The organism is Lentzea sp. NPDC003310, from assembly GCF_040610935.1.
In the GTDB taxonomy this organism is placed as follows: domain Bacteria; phylum Actinomycetota; class Actinomycetes; order Mycobacteriales; family Pseudonocardiaceae; genus Lentzea.
In genome coordinates, this window is sequence record NZ_JBEXNC010000003.1 from 69,786 (window position 1) to 88,418 (window position 18,633).

An 18,633-nucleotide genomic window follows, 5' to 3' on the forward strand; every position below is an offset into this window, starting at 1 on the left:
CGCTAGCGGCGCCCGCCGGGCTCCCACTCGTACACCTCGACGGCGTCGTAGCGGTCCGCCGTGAGCACGGACGCCGGATCGGCCGCCCTGACCAGCGCGGCCGTGCCGAGCCAGGCGGACCCGTCGTCGGACAGCAGCGGCCCGTAGGCGACCAGGTCGTCGGGCCGGACCGGAACGAGGTCGGCGGGCTCCCCGGACCCGAGGCCCAGCACGAGGTGGCCGCCGCCTCCCGGTGAGTCCCACATCGTGCGGCCGAGCACGTTGCGCCACCGGCGCACCAGCACGTCGCGGTAGCCGCCGGCCTGGTAGACGGGCTCGTCGAACGCGAACGCCCGTGCGGCCGCCGCATCCGGCACCTCCACGACGTGCACGCTGCCGGTCAGCACACCACCGGTGAACGTCGGGCCGCGCGCGATCAGCTCGAAGCCGTCCATGTACGACCAGTGCGCCTCGAGCAGCTCCTGGCGCAACGGCAGCGAGCCGGGCCGGTCCCGGTGGTGGCAGAAGAACTCCATGGACCGATCTTCACAGAACGCCTACCGCGCCCTCGCGTGCCACGCCTCGACGATCAGCTCCTCCAGGTCGCCGACCCCGATGTGTTCGAGCCGCACCAGGATCGCCGGGTAGCCGTGGAAGTGCGGCGTCGTGAAGTACACCGACCGGTCCGAGGCCAGCAGCGCCTCCTTGGCCCCGAGGTCGGGCACCCGCGCGGCCAGGATCGGCCCGGACGGGGCCGCCGCGCCCAGCGCCTTCAGGTCGGTGCCCCGCAGCGGCCGTTCCCACACGAAGAGCTTGTCCTTGACCCTCCAGTCGACGACGCCCTCCCGCACCCGTTCCGTCACGTCGGGCATGGAGGTGGCGATCCTGTGCACGTCGTCCCAGGTGGCCATCACGAGCTCCTACAGGTGGTCCGGCGGTCGCTGCTGCTCGGCGAGGAACCGTTCGAACTCGGCTCCCAGCTCGTCCGCGCTCGGCAGGTCGGTGTCGCCGACAGTCTGGATGAACGCGTCGTACTGCCGCTCAAGCGCTTCGACGACCTGGGCCACCTCCTCCGACTCCGCGACCTGGCGGTGGATCTCGGCGTCGGCGGCCTGGGCGGCGTCGACGAGCGAGCCGATGGGCAGCGCGAGGCCGGTGGCGCGGGCGACGGCGTCGAGCAGCGTCACGGCGGCGGTCGGGTACTGCGACTGCGCGAGGTAGTGCGGCACCTGGGCGGCGAAGCCCATGGCGTCGTGGCCCGCCTGGCCGAGGCGGAACTCCAGCAGGCCGGAGACGTTGCCCGGCACCTGCACGCGGTTGAAGAACGGCTGGTACTCGCTGACCAGCTCGGGGCGCGTGGCGTGGCCGATGACGTTCAACGGCCGGGTGTGCGGCACGCCCATGGGGATGCCGTGGAAGCCCACCGTCAGGCGCACTCCCCAGCGGTCGATCAGCTCGCGCACGGCCTGGATGAACGCCTCCCAGCCGCGGTCCGGCTCCGGGCCGGTGAGCAGCAGGAACGGGTGGCCCGCGCTGTCCCAGAGCAGGTGCACGACCAGCTCGGGCGCCGCGTAGTCCTCCCAGTGGTCGGTCGCGTAGGTCATCAGCGGGCGGCGCGAGCGGTAGTCGATCAGGCCGTCGACGTCGAACCGGGCGACGACGCGGTGCTCCAGCGTCTCCAGCAGGTGTTCGGTGAGCAGACGGCCCGCGGCGCCGGCGTCCATGAAGCCCTCGAAGTGGTGCAGCAGCACCGCACCTGTCAGGTCCGGCACCTCCGAGTCCACCTCGTACAGGTTCTCCGGGTCCACCGCGCGCCTCCTGTGATCACTAGCTCTCGTTTCGTCCAAAGCCAACCATGTGGACACGGGACTCATTCCGCACGGGTCGATTAGCCCATACGGACCGTGTGCGCGCATCACCTCACGGGTACTCCCACGCGGTGGACAGGCGCTGGGTGATGCGTGGAGCTCTGGTCGCGGCCGTCGTCATTCTCCTCGGAGCGGCGGTGTTCGTCTTCGGCCAATTCAGGCCCTTCGGGGACGAATCCATCGACCGCAGCCAGCCCGCGATGCTGAAGTCGGTGCGGGACCTGAGCCAGTACCACGCCGCGGCGGGCGAGTTCCAGGTCGTGCTGGACATCGAGAACGACGTGAAGTGGGTGCCCGCGGCGCTGGCGGGCGAGCGCACGCTGTTCGTCGCCGCCGGGTCGGTCAACGCCTTCGTGGACTTCGGCAAGCTCAAGGACGACGGGCTCGTGCTCTCCCCGGACGGCAAGACCGTCGAGCTGCGCGTGCCGAAGGCGGAGCTCGACAAGCCGAACCTGCACCACGACCGTTCGTACGTGTTCAGCCAGGAGCGCGGGCTGATCAACGACCTGCAGGCGCTCGCGGGACCTCCCGACCAGCAACGGTTCTACGTCGCCGCCGAGGCCAAGCTCGCGGAGGCGGCCAAGCAGTCGGAGATCCTGCGGCGCGCGGAGGACAACACCCGCGTGATGCTCACCGGAATGCTGCAGTCGCTGGGATTCCAGGTGAAGGTGAGCACGGACTGAACCGGACCTGCCCTTCCGCACGAACGTCCAGCGGTGACCCCATCTCTCCGGGATAGGATCCGCTGGTGGAAGACGATCTGATGGCCTGGGCACCCGCGCAGGGTGCCGCGCAGGCGCCCGAGATCGCGTTGCCCGGCTTCAGCGCCTTCCGCGTGATCGCGCAGGGCGGCGAGGGCACGATCTACCGCGCCCGCCAGGACGGCCTGGGTCGCGACGTCGCGGTCAAGGTGCTGCAGGTGACGGACCCGGCCACGGTCGCGCGGTTCCGCCGCGAACTGGCGATCACCGTCGAGCTGGGCCGCCAGCACCCGCACATCGTCACGGTGCTGGACACGGGCACGTTGCCCGACGGCCGCCCGTGCATCGTCATGGAGTTCTACGAACGAGGTTCGCTGCACGACCGGTTGCGCGCCATGGGCCCGTTGCCCGTGCAGGACGTGATCGCCGCGGGCATCGCGGTGGCCGACGCGCTGGCGTTCGCGCACGGCCAGGGCATCCTGCACCGCGACGTGAAGCCGCAGAACGTGCTGGTGCTCCCGACCTCGTACGTGCTGGCCGACTTCGGCATCGCGCGCGGCGCCGACGCGGGGCACTCCGCGTCCTTGCAGATGGTCAGCTACCGGCACGCGGCCCCGCAGATGCTCGAGGGCACCGCGCCCTCGTTCGCGGACGACATCTGGTCGCTCGGCTCGACGCTCTTCACGTTGCTGGAGGGCAAACCGCCGTTCGCCTCGGACAACCCGGACGAGGACACGCTGCTGTCCTACGTCGGCCGGGTGAGCAAGGGCGAACCGCGCCCGCTGACCCGGTTCGACGTGCCGGCGTGGCTCGGCACGGTGATCGCCCGCTGCCTGCGCAAGGACCGCGCCGACCGGTTCGGGTCCGCGCTCGAGCTGCGGGACGCGCTGATGGCGGCGAACGCGGGCACCGCGCTGTCCACTGTGGACCCGGACGCGACGGCGATGCTGGGCGAGCGCCCCGACTTCTACCCGGAGGGCCCGACCGAGGCGCCCGGTTTCGGCCCGCGCGGGTTCCAGCCGGACCCCGAGCCGGAACCGGAACCCGAACCGGAACGCGACGACTCGTGGCGCGGTCAGCTGGAAGACCTGACCTACCGGCAGCGGGACCTCGTGCCCCCGCCGCCACCTCCGCGTCCCGTCCCGGTCGCGACGCTGCCGGACGTGGAGCTCCCGCCGGTCGAACCGATGACGGCACCGGTCCGCCGGAGCAAACGCGGCGCGGTGCTCGCGTTGCTCGCCGTGGTCGCGGTGACGGGCGGACTCGCCGCGGGCATCTTCCTCAACCGCGGCGGCGACGGCCGGCAGGCCCAACCCCCTGTGACGACAACGACACCGCCCGTGCCGACGTCCGAGTCGGCCGACGCGGGACCGTCGCCGAACACCGACCCGAAGTTCGTCCCGGTCCTCAAGCGCGCCGAGTACCAGGGCAAGGCGATCGAGCTGGAGTGGAGCGACCCGAGCGACGGCGGGGCCGAGTTCGTCGTGATCGACGTGACGGGCGCGAAACCGACCGCGCTGACACGGGTGACGGGCGGTGGCACCAAGTACGTCGTCGAGGACGGCGGCGGCGACCGGCGGTGCTTCCAGATCGCGGCGTTCGGCTACAACGGCGAACGCGGCAGCTCCGCGAAGGTCTGCGCCAACAGGAACTAGGGCCCGCACCGGAGTCCTGGTTCGACGGGAGTCGTACGGCCGCAGAGGACTCCGGCGGTTGTGGCCCCCTTTGTTGTTGCGGGTGCACGTAGTGGCGTACGGTCCCCCGGTGCAGAGCGCTCGTTATGCCGGCCCACCGATGTTCGCTCGTGGACGAAAGCGCCGAACAATCGTGCTGTGGGCGGCCGTCCCGCTCGTCGTCGGGATCGGGATCGGCGTGCTGATCGGTGGCGGCCTGCAGTCCCGGTTCCCCGAGGACACCGGCGCCTCACCGACGTCGCCCGCTGTGCCCGATCAGCTCGAATACTCCGACATGCCCTGCGATCCCGGTTCGTCCGTCCTCGTCCTGCACTCGCTCGAAGGGGCGATGCCGGAGTCGGAGGTCCGGGTGTTGCTGGACTACGAGTCGCTCTGGGTGAAGTACCGGGAGAACGCGAATCCCGCGCTGCGCGGCCAAAGCGCGTTCCTGAGCAGACGCGACGACGTCTGCCCGGTCATCGTCCCGGAGGACACCCGGTTCACGCAGTTCATCTGGATCGGCCCGTTCCCGTCGGACACGGCGCCGTCGCTGTGCGAGGCGCTGCTCAAGGTCACGGGCCGCAACTGCATCCCCGCCCAGGTGGTGCGCTGATCAGCGGCGGAACAACGGCCGCGGGTCGACCGCCCAGATGAGCCTGCGCCACCAGGAAGCCTTGCGCCGCACCGCTTTCTTCACCTGCCGGGCCAACTGCCAGCTGTTCTCCTGGCGCTCCGGCCGCGGCGCGAACGCCGCCTGGTCGACCATCGTGGCGAGCCGTGCGCCCGCTTCGCCCCAGTCGCGCGCGACGTCCGGCACGGTGCGGCTGGGCCTTGGTTTGAGCCCGGCGAGCTGCAGCGCGTCGAGCACCTCGTTCCACGCCCCGACCGGACCCGCCGCGCGGAGCCGGACGCGCCGCGACGTGCGCGCGACGTAGAGCGCCACGAGCAGGACGAGCGGCGTGAACACCCAGAGCGGGAAACCCTTCGGTGCCTGGGGAGCGGCGACCTGGTCGCCCTGCACCGCGGTCGGCTGCACCAGCGGCGGCACCGACGCGAGCGAGGTCGGCGCGGGCTTCGCGGTGGTGGACGCGAGCCGGTTCAGCACCTCGCGCTTCGAGGCGGCGCTCGGCCCGCTTCCGTTGCCGGACACGGGATCGAACGCGACCCAGCCCCAGCCGCTGAAGTAGACCTCCGGCCAGGCGGTGGCGTCCGCGGCGCGCACGATCCGTTCGCCGTTCTCCTCGGGCACCGGCTGGAACCCGACCACGACCCGCGTCGGCAACCCGACCGCGCGGGCGAGCACCGCATAGGCCGACGCGAACTGCTCGGCCGTGCCCGCGCCGGCGCCGGACTCGCCCGCGGCGCCGAACAGGAACGTCTCCAGCCGCGCGTAGGACGACCCGACCGGCGCCTCGGCGTCCGGCCGGCGGTTGAGCCGCACGACCTGTTCCAGCGCAACGGCCTTCTCGTACGGCGTGCGCGCGTTCTGCGTGGCCTGGCGCGCGTAGTCGGACAGCGTGAACGGCAGTCTCGGCAACGCCGTGTACTTCGTCGCGTCGGCGGGCACCTGCGCCTCGGCGAGGTCGGCGTCCGCCGGGGTCTCGACCAGGCCGCGGACCGTGTAGCTCAGTCCCGTCCTCAGCCCGTCGGCCACGACGAGCGACCCGGTGTCGGGATCCACCATGGCGTTGCTCAACGACACCGACTGCGGCTTGCCGACGCCCGGCAGCCACTCCCCCTGCAGCCCGGTGATTCGAAGCTCCGCACTGGCGTCGGAGAACTTGCCCCCGGTGGGCAGGTCCGGCGGGTCGACCACGCCGAGCGGCCCGTACGTCGACGCCGCCTCCCACGAGGCACCCGAGTACCGGCTCAGCGTCACGAGCCGCACCGGCACCTCGGGCCCGCGCATCCGGAACAGCTCCGCGTCGCCCTGCGCCGCCCACGCCGCGAGCTGCGGCAGCGGGTTCGAGATCGCGATGTTCGTGACCGGCGGCGTGACGAGCTTGCGGGGCTCGAACCCGTTGGCGGGCAACACGAACGTCAGCAACGTGAGCGCGGCCAGCGCCGTGGCGAGCACCGCGGGCGGTACGACGGGCCCGCGCCGGTCGATGATCAGCCAGCCCAGCGAGAGCAGCACGACCATCGTCAACGCGACGAGTCCGTACTTGTCGGAACGACCAGTGGTGAGCAGCGCGGCCGACACGTACAGCGCCGCGGCGCCGAGCGCCGGGACGAACAGGGCCGTGCCGCGCTTGCTCACCGACAGCACCGCGCCGGTGGAGACGCCGATGATGAGCAGCAGACCGGGAACGAGGAGCTCGGGGGTGGCGGGCGCGGGCCGGGCCGCGGTGAGCAGGCGCGGCACCGTGTCGAGCAGGACCCACGTCGGGTCGCGGTCCGGCGAGGCGCCGCGGGCCAGGAAGAAGCCACCGGTCATCGCGAGGACCATGACGGCCAGTGCGGCGAGGCCCGCCGGGACGACGCGTTTCAGCGGCAGGGCGGCCAGCCCGGCGAACGCCGCGAGTCCGAAGTAGACGGACGCGCCGTCCCAGGCCTGGGAGAGCTGGAGCGCGCCGACGAGCACGAGGGCGCAGGCCCAGCCGAGCTTGAGCAGCGAGGTGCCGCGCCCCGCCTTGGTGTCCACGGTCGCCGTCATCGCGCCACCACCGCGTTCCACGAGTCCACCAGGTCCTCGGCGCGTGCGCCGCTGACCACCAGCACCGAGCCCGCGGCCGAGACCGGTCGCTGCTCGTCGACCACGAGCAGCACGCCGAACGCCGCCCGGCCGGCCTCCAGCACCAGCGCCGGCACGGACCTCCCGCTGATCACGGCCACCACGTCGAGGTCGCGCACCGGCACGGTCGGGCGGCCGTCCACGTCCTGCAGCTCCAGGTCGGCGAGCGCGGACAGGATCGGCGCGGAGTCCTGCTGCTCCTCGATGTCGATGCTCCCGGACGACGTCAGCAGCCGCACCGGATGGCCTTGCTCCAGGGCCGAGGTGACGAGGGACGCCGCGACCTCGACGGCCTCCTCGAAGCGTTGCGCCTCGGTGTAGGAGGACGCGCTGTCGTCCAGCAGCACGGCCAGGTGCGGGCGGGCCGGGTCGGCGTCCTCGCGGATCATCAGCGTGCCGGTGCGGGCGGACGTCGCCCAGTGCAGGCGCCTCAGGTCGTCGCCCGGCACGTACTCGCGCAGCCCCACCAGGTCCGTGCCGCCGCGCTCGACCCGTTCGTCGGCGCCGATCTGGCCCCGGCGGGCTCCCGACGGCAGGCCCCGCACCGGCAGCACGCGCGGGATCACCCGCACCTGGACGACCTCGCCGAGCACGGTGCGCGCCTGGGCGAGCCCGGCCAACCCCTTGCGGCGCAACGTCAGCGGCCCCACGTCGAAGACACCGCGGCGTTCGGTCGGGATGGTGTAGGAGACGGACTCGACCGTGCCGGGCTTCAGCAGGGGCACGTCCACGTCCACCGCGGTGCCCGCCACCACGTCCACGGCGTCCAGCGCGACCGGCCAGCGCCCGGTCGCGGACAGCTCCAGGCGGCCGTTGCAGCGCGCGAGCCGCGGCACGGTGCGCGGGCGGACCGTGCGGGACACCGTCAGCGGTGACGCGACCAGCACGGAGACGATCGAGGCGACGACCAGGGCGACCAGCGCCAGCCCGAACGCCGCCATGCCCGCGTAGCGCCACCACAGGCCTACCCCGAGCATCAGCAGGCCCAGCACCGCTGCCCCGGTGCCGCGCACGGTGAGTCTCATTGCGTCGCGGGCTTGGGCACGGCCACGCGCGAGAGCACGTCGGCCAGCACCTCGGACGTCGTCACGCCCGCCAGCACGCTTTCCCGCGTCAGCACCAGGCGGTGCGCGAGAACGGGGTCGGCGATGTCCTGGACGTCCTGCGGCACCACGAAGTGCCGGCCCTTGGACGCCGCGTACACCTGGGCGCACCGCACGAGCGTGCGCAGGCCTCGCGTCGAGGTGCCGAGCCGCAGCCGTTCGTCGGTCCGCGTGCCGGTGCCCAGCGCGGAGATGTACTGCAGGATCGGGTCGGCCACGTGCAGCAGCGCCAACCGGCCGCTGAACGCGCTGACCTCGCGCGGCGACGTCACCGTGCGCACGTCGGCGATCCGGCCCGCGCCGCTGCCGGGGCGCAGCACGTCGAGCTCGTCCTCGACGGACGGGTAGCCGATCGAGGTGCGCAGCATGAAGCGGTCGAGCTGCGCCTCGGGCAGCCGGTACGTGCCGTCGAGGTCGATCGGGTTCTGCGTCGCCACCACGAGGAACGGGTCGGGCACCGCGTGCCCGACGCCGTCGATCGTGACCGTGCGCTCCTCCATCACCTCGAGCAGCGCCGACTGCGTCTTGGCCGCCGCGCGGTTGATCTCGTCGGCCAGCACGATGTTCGCGAACACCGGGCCCGGCCGGAACCGGATCTGCCCGGTCTGCGGGTCGTAGACGGACGTGCCCGTGACGTCGGACGGCAGCAGGTCCGGCGTGAACTGCACGCGCCGCGACACCCCGCCGAGCGCGCCCGCGACGGCCCGCGCGAGCGTCGTCTTGCCGGTGCCGGGGACGTCCTCGAGCAGCACGTGGCCGCCCGCGAACATCGCCACCAGCACCAGGTCGACCACGTCGCGCTTGCCGCGCACCGCGCTCTCGACCGCGTCGCCCAGGCGGGTGTGCAGGTCGCGGAAGGCGGAAACCTCACCGGTGTCGATCACTTGTCCTCATCTCCACGACGAACACCGATGCGCAGCAGGAACGCACAGGCCAGCAGTCCGAGCCCGCCCAGGCCCATCGGCGCGGTCTCCACGCCGGCCGGCGCCATCTTCGGGATGCAGTTCGGCTTGCCCGCGCACTCGTCGTAGGTGAAGAACGCGTTGCGCGCCGCCGAGTCGACCTGACCGGCGCCGGAGGCCGCGTAGGCCCGCACCACGATCGCGTTGCTGCCCTCCTCCAGGTCGATCGTCGCCGTCGTCGCGGTGCACGCGATGCCGACGGCGTACCCGTAGGTCTTGTTCACGACCTCGCAGCGGCCGTTGTGGCTTGCCCAGTCGGCGGGCGGCGCCATGCTGACCGTGCGGCGCTGCACCAGCCGTCCGCCGGTGATGCCGGTGATCACCGTGGCGCCCGCGGTGGGCAGCGACGGCGGCGGTGGCGGTGGGGGCGGCGGCGTGGTCGTCGTCGTCACGGGCGGGGGCGGCGGAGGCGGCGTGGTCGTCGTCGTCACCGGCGGGGGGTTGTTCGGGGGCGGGTTGTTCGGCGGCGGCGTCACCGTGAACGCGGCCATGCCCGCGGCACCGGCGGCCGAGGCCGTCGAGGCGCGCACCGTCACGTCGAGCCGGCCACCGCTGCAGAACGTGGACCCGGCGCACGGCACGGACAGGTCCGCGGAGGTGCCGGCCGTCTGCGCCGAGACCGAGCCACCGGAGAACGAGCCGGAGCCCGCCACGGTGTAGCCGACGACCGGATCCGCCGACGTGGCCGCGTTCCAGCTCACCGTCACCACGAGAGCCGAGGCGTTGCGCGACTTCTCGCGCACCGACACGCCCGCGGGCGCGGCCGGAGCGGTGCCCCCCGCGGAGGGCGGGGCCGTGGTCGTCGTCGGCGGGGTGGAGACCTCCGTGGTCGGTCCGTTGTTGGTGCCGTTGCCGGGGTTTCGCGGCGGCTTGGTCGGCTCGTTCGGGTTCGGCGGCGGGGGCGGCGGCACGGACGGCGGCGGCGAGCGGTCCGGGTCCTTCACCGGGAGCTCGGGGCTGCGGATCGTGAGCGAGCGCGTCGCGCCGTCCGGGTCGACCAGCACGCCCGTGGACGAGCCCGGCACGTTGACGAACAACCGGCCGTCGTCGAACACGAGCTCGGGGTCGGCGCCACCGGACGTGCGGACGTCGTCGCCGCCGCGGCTGCCACCGCGGTCGAGGATGATGACCTTGCCGGAACCCTTGCAGGGCACGTAGACCTTGTCGCGGAACACCGCGGGGCGGCCCGGCTTCGGGCACCCCATCGCGCCGACGTCGACGCGCAGCACCTCGCGGCCGACGACCAGCACGACGACCGACGACGACGGCACCGACGCGGGCACCAGGTCGAGCGGCGAGGACTGGGCGGCGATCACCTCGGCGTCGGAGCGGTCGGTGGAGGAGTCGACGTCCTCGCCCGTGCCGTCGCGCACGACGACACCGCCGTCGAGACCGATGAGCGTGACGCCCTGGTCGTGCGGCACGAGCACGGTGCGCGGCCCGGCGCCGGTGATCTGGCGCTGCGAGCGCTCCTGGAACCTCTCGTCGTCGTAGGACCAGTCGAGCGCGCGCAACGTGCCGCCGTGGTCGACGAGCCACAGCACGCCCTGCTCGTCCACGACGGCGTCCGCGAGCGGCTGGCCCGCCTGCCACGTCTGCCCGACGTCGGCCAGGGTCAGCGGGTCGGCGGTGTGCACGGTGCCCGAGGCGCGGTCGACGACGTAGACCATCCCGTTGGACACCAGCACCTTGCTCGTCGCACCGGGGGGCGCCTGCCGGCGGCCGGAGGCGAGCAGCGTGGCCAGGTCGATGACGGTGATCTCGCCGGTGCGCCGGTTCAGGACGATCAGCCGGCCGTCCTCCTGCGCGATCTCGAGCTGCGAGTCGGGGCCGCTGATCTGCAGGCGCGTCTGCGGCTTGCCGGAGCCGGGGTTGATCTGCACGACCTCGCCACGCTGGTCGTCGCCCAGCCAGGTGAGCCCGTCCGACACCGCGACCGACGTCCGGGAGATGCCCTGGCCGAGCGCGGCGCCCGCGAGCACCAGCACACCGAGCAGCGCCGCGACGAAACTCGCCGACTCCCGCCCTCCACCGGAGATAATGCGTCTGACCCGGTGCCACCTCGACATAGCGCGCCCTCCCTCGCCCGCCGGCGATGCTAACCCTGGACTCTGACAACTTCGGACCGCGCCCGGTTCCCGGTTCGCCCGGTCAGCCAACAGGAAGGCATCGGCGATTCGGATGGCAGGGCCCGGCAGTTTCGAAAAACGAATGGCGCTCCCCCAAAAAGATCAACGCATAAGGCAGAGTGGACGCATGGAGATCCCCGGCATGGGACTTGCCAAGCAAGCGCTCAACACCGCACTCGACACGACGGTGGCCGTCGCGGCGGTCCCGGCTCGCGTGCTGAGCCTCATCGGCGAGGTCGAACAGCTCGTCCGCAAGGTCAACGGCACGATCGACGCCGTCGACGGCATCGTCGCTCGGGCGGGCGACCTGGTCGACCGGACGGCGAACGTCGTGACGGACGCGGAGAAGGCCGTCGTCGAGGTCCGCGCGATCACGGCCAGCGCGAGCGACGTCGCGGAACGGGCCGGCCAGGTCGTCACGACCGCGGGCCACACCGCGGACACCGCCGACGAGCTGATCGGCATCTACGGCCCGCTCGCGAAGCAGGCCCAGCCGCTCGCGCAGCGGTTCGTGGAGGAACTCTCGCCGCACGAGGTCGAGGCGGCGATCAAGCTCGTGGACGAGCTGCCGGTGCTGACCGAGCACCTGACCAGCGACATCCTGCCGATCCTCGCGACCCTCGACAAGGTCGGCCCCGAGGTGCACCAGCTGCTCGAGGTCACGAGCGACATGCGCCAGGCGATCCTCGGCATCCCCGGTTTCGGCTTCATGCGCCGCCGCGGCGAGAAGAAGGAAGAAAAAGACGAAGAAGAAGGTGTGAAGGCCGTCGACAACGGGTAGCCCACCCGAATGACAGCTGACCTGCGCGACGACCAACTGACCTGGTGGCTCCTGACCAGCGTGTTCGGGCTGCTGGCCGCGATCAACGTCGCGCTGGCCGTCACCGAACGGGCGATCTGGCCCTACGCGCTCGCGGCGATGCTTCTCGCCGCGAGCGCGTGGAGTGCCAGACAGGCGCTCAGACCTTCCCCGTCGTCTGGTGCGTCAGGTTCGACGCCGCCCCGAACCGGAACGCCCGCACCCGGTAGGTCGCGGTTTTCTCGTCTGGAAGTGTGATCACCCCGTACGAGGTGGTGTCCGGGTCGAGCTGCACGGCGACGCGGTAGTCGGCCGCGCCCGCGGGCTTGACCTCGACCAGGTACCCGTCCTCGTCGCCCGCCCGGTCCTGCCAGGTGAACAGGATCCCGTTGGCGTGCTTCACCTCCGCCTTCAGCTCGGTCGCCGCCGCCTCGGGTGAGGTCACCGGCGCCTTGCCGCCGCCCGCTTTGACGGGCGCGGTCCAGTCCGGCCCCTCGATCTCCGGCACCTCGTCGCCCGGGGGCAGTGCGACGTCCACGGTGGCCGACGCGGGTCCCGTGTAGGGCCGGACCCGGTAGTAGAACTCGGTTTCCGGGATCAGGTCCGGGTGCCGGTAGGAGTTCCTGGCCGGGGGGCTGAACTCCAGGATCGTGTACTCGCCGTCGCGCGTGTTCGCGTACTCGACGACCTGCCCGGCCGACCCCGCCTCGGGACGCCAGTGCAGCGTCACGTCCACGGGCGAGGTCAGCTCGGACGTCAGCACGGGGTCCTGCTGTTCCTGGCCGCAGGCAGCCAGGAACAGCAGGAGAACTAGCGCCGAGCGTCGGATCACTTGCGCCAGAACCGGATGTTGCTCCAGGTGACCGTGGCGGGGCCCTGGCCACTGGACGTCCGGTACGCGCCGAACTTGTCGTAGAAGCTCGTACCCGAGCTCGCGTAGGTGTGCGCACGCGAGCCGTTGATGTACGTGCGGTGTTCGGTGGCCGTGTTGTGCACGGTGTTCACGCGAACAGTGGCTCCCACGGTCGCACCGGTGGCGATGGTGGCGCCCCCGTGCACGGCGTAGAGCCGGCCGCCGCGTTCCACGGCGAGCATCCAGAACGGTCCGGCGCTGGGAGCTTCCCGGAACGTCTGCTTGAGACTGATGCGGGTGCCGCCGAGACTCGTGATCCGGAAGCTCCCCTCGAACTGGCGCGTGCCGCCGGTGTAAGTGGCGTAACGCCGCTCGGCACGCTGGTCACCGCTCGCGGTGGAGCAGGTGAGCTGGAACGTCAGGTTGCTGACGGTGCCGCAGCCGCGTTCCTGGACGGTGAACGACGGCGAGTAGCTGGTCCACGGACCGGTTTCAACCTGGGCCTGTGCCGGGGCGACCGACACGAGCAGACCGGTTGCCATCGCGATCCCCGCGACGATGCGGAGTCGTTTGGACATCCCGATACCTCCTCAAAGCGTGCTGAGGACAGCACGTTTTCTCAGGGGGCGGTAGCGGGACTGTATCGGATAATGATCGGATGTTCGACCTCCACCGTCTGCGACTGCTCCGCGAACTTTCCCGGAGGGGGACGCTCGCCGCCGTCGCGCAGGCGTTGAACTACAGCCCCTCGTCGGTGTCGCAGCAGCTGTCGTTGCTGGAGAACGAGGTCGGCGTGCCGTTGCTGGAACCGGTCGGGCGGCGTGTCAAGCTCACGCCGCAGGCCGAAATTCTGGTGCGGCACACCGAGGAGGTCCTCGCCCGGCTGGACCAGGCCGAGTCCGAGGTCGCGGCGTCGTTGCACGAGATCACCGGCACGCTGCGGGTCGCGACGTTCCAGACCGCGGCGCTGGCGCTGATCCCGGCCACGCTCGCGCGGATGCGCGACGAGCACCCGTCCCTGCGGATCGAGTTCCAGGTGCTCGACCCCGCGGAAGCGCTTTCCGCGTTGAACGCCAGGGACTTCGACCTCGTCTTCGTGGAGGAGTGGCCGGACCAGCCGGAGGCGCGGTTCACCGGTCTCGAGTACCGGGAACTGGTCCGGGACCCGATCCGGTTGGCCGTCCCGCGTGGACTGCCGCTCTCCGAGGTGGGCACGCACCCGTGGATCATGGAGCCCGACGGGTTCCCGCAGCGGACGTTCAACGTGCACTGGTGCCGCCACCAGGGTTACGAGCCCGACGTGCGCTCCTCGTCGACCGACGTGCTGGTGAAGCTGCGGTTCGTGGAACGGGGTCTCGCGGTCGCGCTGCTGCCCGACCTCGTCTGGTACGACCGCGAGATCACCGTGGACCTGCACGAGCTGCCGGTGCCGATGTCCCGGCTGCTGTTCACTGCGGCACGGGCAGGACGAGGTCAGCATCCGGCCGTGCGGGCGTTTCGCGAGGCGCTGGCGCTTTCCGTAGCGCCGCTCCGACCCCCGCCGTGATCACCAGTGCCATGCCGCACAACGAGATCACGCTCAGGTGCTGGCCGAGCAGCAACGCCCCGGCGAGCGCGGCGGCCGCCGGTTCGAGGGCGAGCACCACGCCGAACGTGCTGGCCTCGAGCGACTTGAGCGCCTTGATCTCCAGCGCGTACGGGATCGCGGACGCGAGCAGGGCCACGAGCGTGCCGAGCAGCAGGATCCGGGGCTCGAACAGGGTGCCGCCGGCCGCCGCGAGACCGTACGGCAGGGTGAGCGCCGCCGCGATCAGGCTCGCGCCCGAGAGGCCCCCGACACCGAGTCCCGCGGTCGCGACCTTGCGCCCCGCGAGCACGTAACAGGCCCAGAACACGGCCGCGAACAACGCGAGCGCCACGCCGATGAGGTCGAGCTTCGCGCCGGTGTACTCGCGCACGCCCAGCACGACGACACCGACGAGGGCGAGCCCGACCCACACGAAGTCCCTGGCGCGCTTGCTCAGCACGGCCGCGAGCCCGAGCGGCCCGAGGAACTCGATCGTCACCGCCACGCCCAGCGGGATGCGTTCGAGCGCGAGGTAGAAGGTGCCGTTCATGCCCGCGAGCGTCAGCCCGAGCACGATCGTCTCCTGGCGGAACTTCGGCCGGGCGATCACCACGAGCATCAGCGCCGCGATCCCGAGCCGCAGCGCCGTGGCGCCCGGAGCCCCGATGTCGCCGAAGAGCCGGTTCGCGAACGCCGCGCCGAACTGCAGTGAGACGACCGAGCCGAGGACCAGGAAAACCGCCATGCGCCCAGTCTCGGTCGCGCGGTCCATTCGGTACAGCGAATGTTTGCAAGCGATACTGTTCGGTTTTCCCGACCATTTAGACTGACCGGTGCGATGAGACGCAAACCCTCCTCCCCCCTCCCCCAGCGGGCCGGCCTGGACGCGGCCCGGCTGAAGCTGCCCTCCGAGGGCACGTGGGCGTCGTTGCGCGACCACCTCGTGGACCGCCTGCCGCGCGTGGCCGCCGAGCGCATCGACGAGATGCTGGCCGAGGACCGGATCTGGGGCGTCTCCGGACCGCTGGGCGCCGACACGCCGTTCGTGCCGGACTCCTACATCTGGTTCCACCGCGACCTGCCGGTGGAGGTGCCCGTGCCGTTCGAGGTCGGGGTGGTCCACCAGGACGAGGACATCGTGGTGGCCGACAAGCCGCACTTCCTCGCGACGATCCCGCGCGGCCAGCACATCATGCAGACGGCGCTCGTGAAGCTGCGCGACTCGCTGGGCCTGCCCGACCTCTCCCCCGCGCACCGGCTGGACCGCGTCACGGCCGGGCTGGTGCTGTTCGTGGTGCGCCGCGAGCTGCGCGGCAAGTACCAGACGATGTTCCGCGATCGCCTGGTGCACAAGGAGTACGAGGCGATCGCGCCGTACGACCCCGCGCTGGAGCTGCCGCGCGTGGTGCGGTCGCGGATCATCAAGGAGCGCGGGATCATCACCGCGTTCGAGACCGACGGCGAACCGAACGCCGAGACGCACGTGTCGCTCGTGGAGCACCGCGACGGGCTGGGGCGGTACCGGCTGAAGCCGGTGACCGGGCGGACGCACCAGCTGCGGCTGCACATGTCCGGGCTCGGCGTGCCGATCGTGAACGACGACTTCTACCCGGTGCTGCGGGAGCGTCCGCTCGACGACTTCTCTTCGCCGCTGCAGTTGCTGGCCCGCGATCTGTCCTTCGTGGACCCGGTGTCGGGGGTCGAGCGGTCGTTCACCTCGAAGCTGGAGTTGTCCGCCTGGTCATGAGACGTGCGTGCGGCGGGCGTCGATCGACTGCGGCTCCCAGGCCCGGTTCATCCGGTCCAGCAACCGCCGCGCCAGCGCGCTCGTCTCGGGGTGGGTCTCGGTGAACGTCGCCACCACGGCCGCGCGGAACATCAGCCGGCCGCGTGCCGTCGTGCTGTACCAGAACCAGTCCTCGCCGACGACCCTGGCGAGGTGGTCGGTGCCGTCGCGGTCGGCGCGCTGCACCAGTGCGTCGCCGTCCACGAACCACCGCGACGTCTCTTCGAGTGGTGCGCGAAGCACGATTCCTTGAAGCAGGCCTGTTCCGCGGCCCGCCTCAGCTCGCTCGGCGTCTCCGAGACGGTCACGCAGGCGAGAACCCGATGCGGAGGTGGACGACCTCGGCACGCCCGATGTCGGGATCGCGCCGCAGCGACGACCCCGCCCTCCACGGGGGCTGACCACCAAGAAACAGCGTAGTCGAATCGCCGAGCTGTCAAGAGGGCTTCCCGGCGACCTGTGGACAACTCGGCCTCGGCGCGCCCTCCACCCCCGACCTGTGCACAGATCGCCGAACGGCACCTTGACGCGGCCCTGCCGGCGCTAAAGTCAGCCCGGCGCTCCCCTGGTGGTCAGCCCCCAGGGAGGGCGGGGCCGTGTCCGCCGGCGAAACGATCACCCAGCCCTCCCGAACGGCCTCGGAGCGCAGCCGTTCGAGCACCACGGTCCTGCTCTCCCGGTCGACCTCCGGCACGCGCGGGACGACACCCGTCTCCGGCGAGCCGCAGGGCCGTCAGCTCCCGCTCGAACGCCTCCCGATCCTCGACCACCTGCTTGACGATCCGGTCGCCGTCCGCCCACACCCGAGTCCGGACACCGCTGGGGAGTCGCTCCATGAGATCGACTATTCCACAGCCGGGGAGAATTCTGTAACAACAGACAATATCCACGCGAGTCCACGGTCGTGCAGAACCAGGAAACGAAGCTGGAGCGATTACCGTCGCTCACCGGCATGCGATTCATCGCCGCGTTCGTCGTGTTCGGATTCCACATCAACGCGGCCGGTCTGTGGCCGTACCTGGACGTGCCGTTCCGCCAGGGCGCGACCGGTGTCAGCTTCTTCTTCATCCTGTCCGGATTCGTGCTCACGTGGTCCGCGAAAATGGACACCAAACCGGTCACCGTCTGGCGCAGGCGGGCCGCGAAGATCTTCCCCAACCACCTCGCGACCTGGCTCGTCGTGCTCGTCGCGGCCGGTGCCGCGAGCCCGGCGGCCGCGCTCGCGAACCTGACGCTGACGCAGGCGTGGGTTCCGGGCGAAAGCGTCTACTTCGGTCTCAACACGCCCGCGTGGTCGTTGTCCTGCGAATTGGCGTTCTACCTGGCTTTCCCATTTCTGATCAAGTGGCGGATGCACAGGCCGTGGCTGGTGGCAAGTGGCGCGGTGATCGCGATTTTGACAGTTCCGGCCATTGCACTGTCAATGCCGGGACACCTCGAATACTGGTTCGTCTTCGTCTTCCCGCCGGTGCGCGCGCTGGAGTTCGTCCTCGGCATGGCGATGGCCCGGGTGGTCCAGCAGGGGAAGTGGATCGGCTTCGGGCTCTGGCCGGCGAGCGCGCTGTTCGTCGTCGCCTACCTCGGCTCCTGGTACCTGCCGGCGTCGTTTCCGTACGTGGCGGGCACGGTCATCCCGCTGGCGCTGCTGATCCCGGCGGCCGCGGTCGCCGACCTCACCGGCGCGTGGTCGCCGTGGCGCTCGAAGTGGATGGTGTGGCTGGGGACCGTGTCGTTCGCGTTCTACATGGTCCACCAGATCGTCATCCGGGTGAGCGAGAAGCTCCTGGACGTGCACGCGTTCCCGGTGCTCGCGGCGCTCGGGATGTTCGTGGTGTCGATGGTCGCGGCCTGGCTGCTGTACCGGCTGGTCGAGGTGCCCGCCGAGAGGTTCGTCAAGGGGGCACCCCGACCAGCGCGGATCACGCCAGGGTCAGCGCGTACAGCTCCACTCGCGGGTCGTCCGGCAGCGTCACCGACCGGACCGTCTTCGCCGCGTCGAGCCGCAGCGACTGGCCGAACAGCCTCACCGGCGGACCGTCCACGCCCTGTCCTGCCTTGATGCGGTGCGGCATCTCCAGCACGGTCGGGCCGCCGCCCGCCCAGTCCGGCACCGACGCGGAGACCTCGGCCGAGGTGCCGTCGGTGTACCAGACGGTGAAGGCGGCGGACACCGGCCCGTTGTGCGACGAGCCGACGACGTGCAGCCACGAGAACTGGCCGCTGGGCAGCAGGAGCCCCTGGCCGCGTGCCTCCACGAAGTTCGGCTTCGTGCCGGTGGGGTCGGGCGCCTGGTAGGTGATGCCGCCCCACGTCACGGGTCCGGCGGGCGGCAGCAGCGCGGCGTCGTAGCTCCAGCCGCCGCCGTCGAAGTTGCCGGACGCGGAGTCGGCCACCGTGGCGGTGCCGTCGTGGTTGAGCTCCGGCGTCACGTCGATCGAGCACGTCGAGAACGCGCACAGCGCCGCCTGCTTCACCTCGA

18 protein-coding genes are annotated in these 18,633 nt (G+C 71.4%); 7 read left to right on the plus strand and 11 right to left on the minus strand.

Annotation, left to right across the window (positions count from 1 at the left end; genetic code table 11):
- Positions 1-2 precede the first annotated feature (2 nt).
- From ABZX02_RS05575 to ABZX02_RS05585, 3 genes are read right to left on the minus strand one after another with little or no spacing between them, the layout of a single operon-like run.
- Positions 3-515, minus strand: a complete 513-nt coding sequence (locus tag ABZX02_RS05575; protein WP_355295135.1) for a YciI family protein — start codon at positions 513-515, stop codon at positions 3-5.
- A gap of 21 nt (positions 516-536) precedes the next feature.
- A complete protein-coding gene (locus ABZX02_RS05580; RefSeq protein ID WP_355295137.1) occupies positions 537-890 on the minus strand; it encodes an MmcQ/YjbR family DNA-binding protein in 354 nt (117 codons plus the stop codon).
- A 9-nt stretch (positions 891-899) separates the two neighbouring features.
- Complete coding sequence (locus ABZX02_RS05585) at positions 900-1,787, minus strand: PAC2 family protein (protein WP_355295139.1); 888 nt, start codon at positions 1,785-1,787, stop codon at positions 900-902.
- A 149-nt stretch (positions 1,788-1,936) separates the two neighbouring features.
- On the opposite strand from ABZX02_RS05585, the gene ABZX02_RS05590 reads away from it, so the two are divergent.
- The 3 genes from ABZX02_RS05590 (at position 1,937) to ABZX02_RS05600 (ending at position 4,834) form a co-directional block, all read left to right on the plus strand.
- Positions 1,937-2,530 carry a DUF4230 domain-containing protein gene (locus tag ABZX02_RS05590; RefSeq protein ID WP_355295140.1) on the plus strand — a complete coding sequence of 198 codons (594 nt, stop codon included), beginning with the start codon at positions 1,937-1,939 and terminating at the stop codon, positions 2,528-2,530.
- Between the two features lie 65 nt (positions 2,531-2,595).
- Positions 2,596-4,203, plus strand: a complete 1,608-nt coding sequence (locus ABZX02_RS05595) for a serine/threonine-protein kinase (protein WP_355295142.1) — start codon at positions 2,596-2,598, stop codon at positions 4,201-4,203.
- A gap of 172 nt (positions 4,204-4,375) precedes the next feature.
- A complete protein-coding gene (locus ABZX02_RS05600; protein WP_355295144.1) occupies positions 4,376-4,834 on the plus strand; it encodes a hypothetical protein in 459 nt (152 codons plus the stop codon).
- On the opposite strand, the gene ABZX02_RS05605 is transcribed toward ABZX02_RS05600, so the two are convergent.
- From ABZX02_RS05605 to ABZX02_RS05620, 4 genes are read right to left on the minus strand one after another with little or no spacing between them, the layout of a single operon-like run.
- The gene (locus ABZX02_RS05605) at positions 4,835-6,877 is read right to left on the minus strand and encodes a transglutaminase domain-containing protein (RefSeq protein ID WP_355295146.1); all 2,043 of its coding nucleotides are present in this window, start codon (positions 6,875-6,877) and stop codon (positions 4,835-4,837) included.
- Positions 6,874-7,980 carry a DUF58 domain-containing protein gene (locus ABZX02_RS05610; RefSeq protein WP_355295147.1) on the minus strand — a complete coding sequence of 369 codons (1,107 nt, stop codon included), beginning with the start codon at positions 7,978-7,980 and terminating at the stop codon, positions 6,874-6,876. The genes ABZX02_RS05605 and ABZX02_RS05610 overlap by 4 nt, the downstream gene beginning before the upstream one ends.
- Positions 7,977-8,942, minus strand: a complete 966-nt coding sequence (locus ABZX02_RS05615) for a MoxR family ATPase (RefSeq protein ID WP_355295149.1) — start codon at positions 8,940-8,942, stop codon at positions 7,977-7,979. Before ABZX02_RS05615 ends, ABZX02_RS05610 begins: the two co-directional genes overlap by 4 nt.
- The gene (locus ABZX02_RS05620; RefSeq protein ID WP_355295151.1) at positions 8,939-11,089 is read right to left on the minus strand and encodes a hypothetical protein; all 2,151 of its coding nucleotides are present in this window, start codon (positions 11,087-11,089) and stop codon (positions 8,939-8,941) included. Before ABZX02_RS05620 ends, ABZX02_RS05615 begins: the two co-directional genes overlap by 4 nt.
- 187 nt (positions 11,090-11,276) lie before the next feature.
- On the opposite strand from ABZX02_RS05620, the gene ABZX02_RS05625 reads away from it, so the two are divergent.
- Positions 11,277-11,930: a hypothetical protein gene (locus ABZX02_RS05625; protein WP_355295153.1), complete on the plus strand. Its 654-nt coding sequence runs from the start codon at positions 11,277-11,279 to the stop codon at positions 11,928-11,930.
- 178 nt (positions 11,931-12,108) lie between these two features.
- Here ABZX02_RS05625 and ABZX02_RS05630 read toward each other — a convergent pair whose 3' ends face one another.
- Both ABZX02_RS05630 and ABZX02_RS05635 read right to left on the minus strand, forming a co-directional pair.
- Positions 12,109-12,780: a fibronectin type III domain-containing protein gene (locus ABZX02_RS05630; RefSeq protein ID WP_355295155.1), complete on the minus strand. Its 672-nt coding sequence runs from the start codon at positions 12,778-12,780 to the stop codon at positions 12,109-12,111.
- On the minus strand, positions 12,777-13,379 hold the full coding sequence (locus tag ABZX02_RS05635) for a hypothetical protein (RefSeq protein WP_355295157.1): 603 nt from the start codon (positions 13,377-13,379) through the stop codon (positions 12,777-12,779). The genes ABZX02_RS05630 and ABZX02_RS05635 overlap by 4 nt, the downstream gene beginning before the upstream one ends.
- 80 nt (positions 13,380-13,459) lie before the next feature.
- Between ABZX02_RS05635 and ABZX02_RS05640 the strand changes: the two genes are divergently transcribed.
- Positions 13,460-14,347: a LysR family transcriptional regulator gene (locus ABZX02_RS05640; protein WP_355295158.1), complete on the plus strand. Its 888-nt coding sequence runs from the start codon at positions 13,460-13,462 to the stop codon at positions 14,345-14,347.
- Here ABZX02_RS05640 and ABZX02_RS05645 read toward each other — a convergent pair.
- Positions 14,250-15,113, minus strand: coding sequence for an EamA family transporter (locus tag ABZX02_RS05645; RefSeq protein WP_355295160.1), 864 nt, complete (start codon positions 15,111-15,113; stop codon positions 14,250-14,252). The genes ABZX02_RS05640 and ABZX02_RS05645 overlap by 98 nt on opposite strands.
- Before the next feature lie 93 nt (positions 15,114-15,206).
- Between ABZX02_RS05645 and ABZX02_RS05650 the strand changes: the two genes are divergently transcribed.
- Positions 15,207-16,115: an RluA family pseudouridine synthase gene (locus ABZX02_RS05650; protein ID WP_355295162.1), complete on the plus strand. Its 909-nt coding sequence runs from the start codon at positions 15,207-15,209 to the stop codon at positions 16,113-16,115.
- On the opposite strand, the gene ABZX02_RS05655 is transcribed toward ABZX02_RS05650, so the two are convergent.
- Positions 16,110-16,397 (minus strand): hypothetical protein, encoded by a 288-nt coding sequence (locus ABZX02_RS05655; RefSeq protein WP_355295164.1) that lies wholly within the window; start codon positions 16,395-16,397, stop codon positions 16,110-16,112. The two genes, ABZX02_RS05650 and ABZX02_RS05655, sit on opposite strands and share 6 nt — an antisense overlap.
- Positions 16,398-17,106: 709 nt before the next feature.
- Here ABZX02_RS05655 and ABZX02_RS05660 point away from each other — a divergent pair.
- Positions 17,107-18,213, plus strand: a complete 1,107-nt coding sequence (locus tag ABZX02_RS05660) for an acyltransferase (protein WP_355295166.1) — start codon at positions 17,107-17,109, stop codon at positions 18,211-18,213.
- Positions 18,214-18,633: the final 420 nt, after the last annotated feature.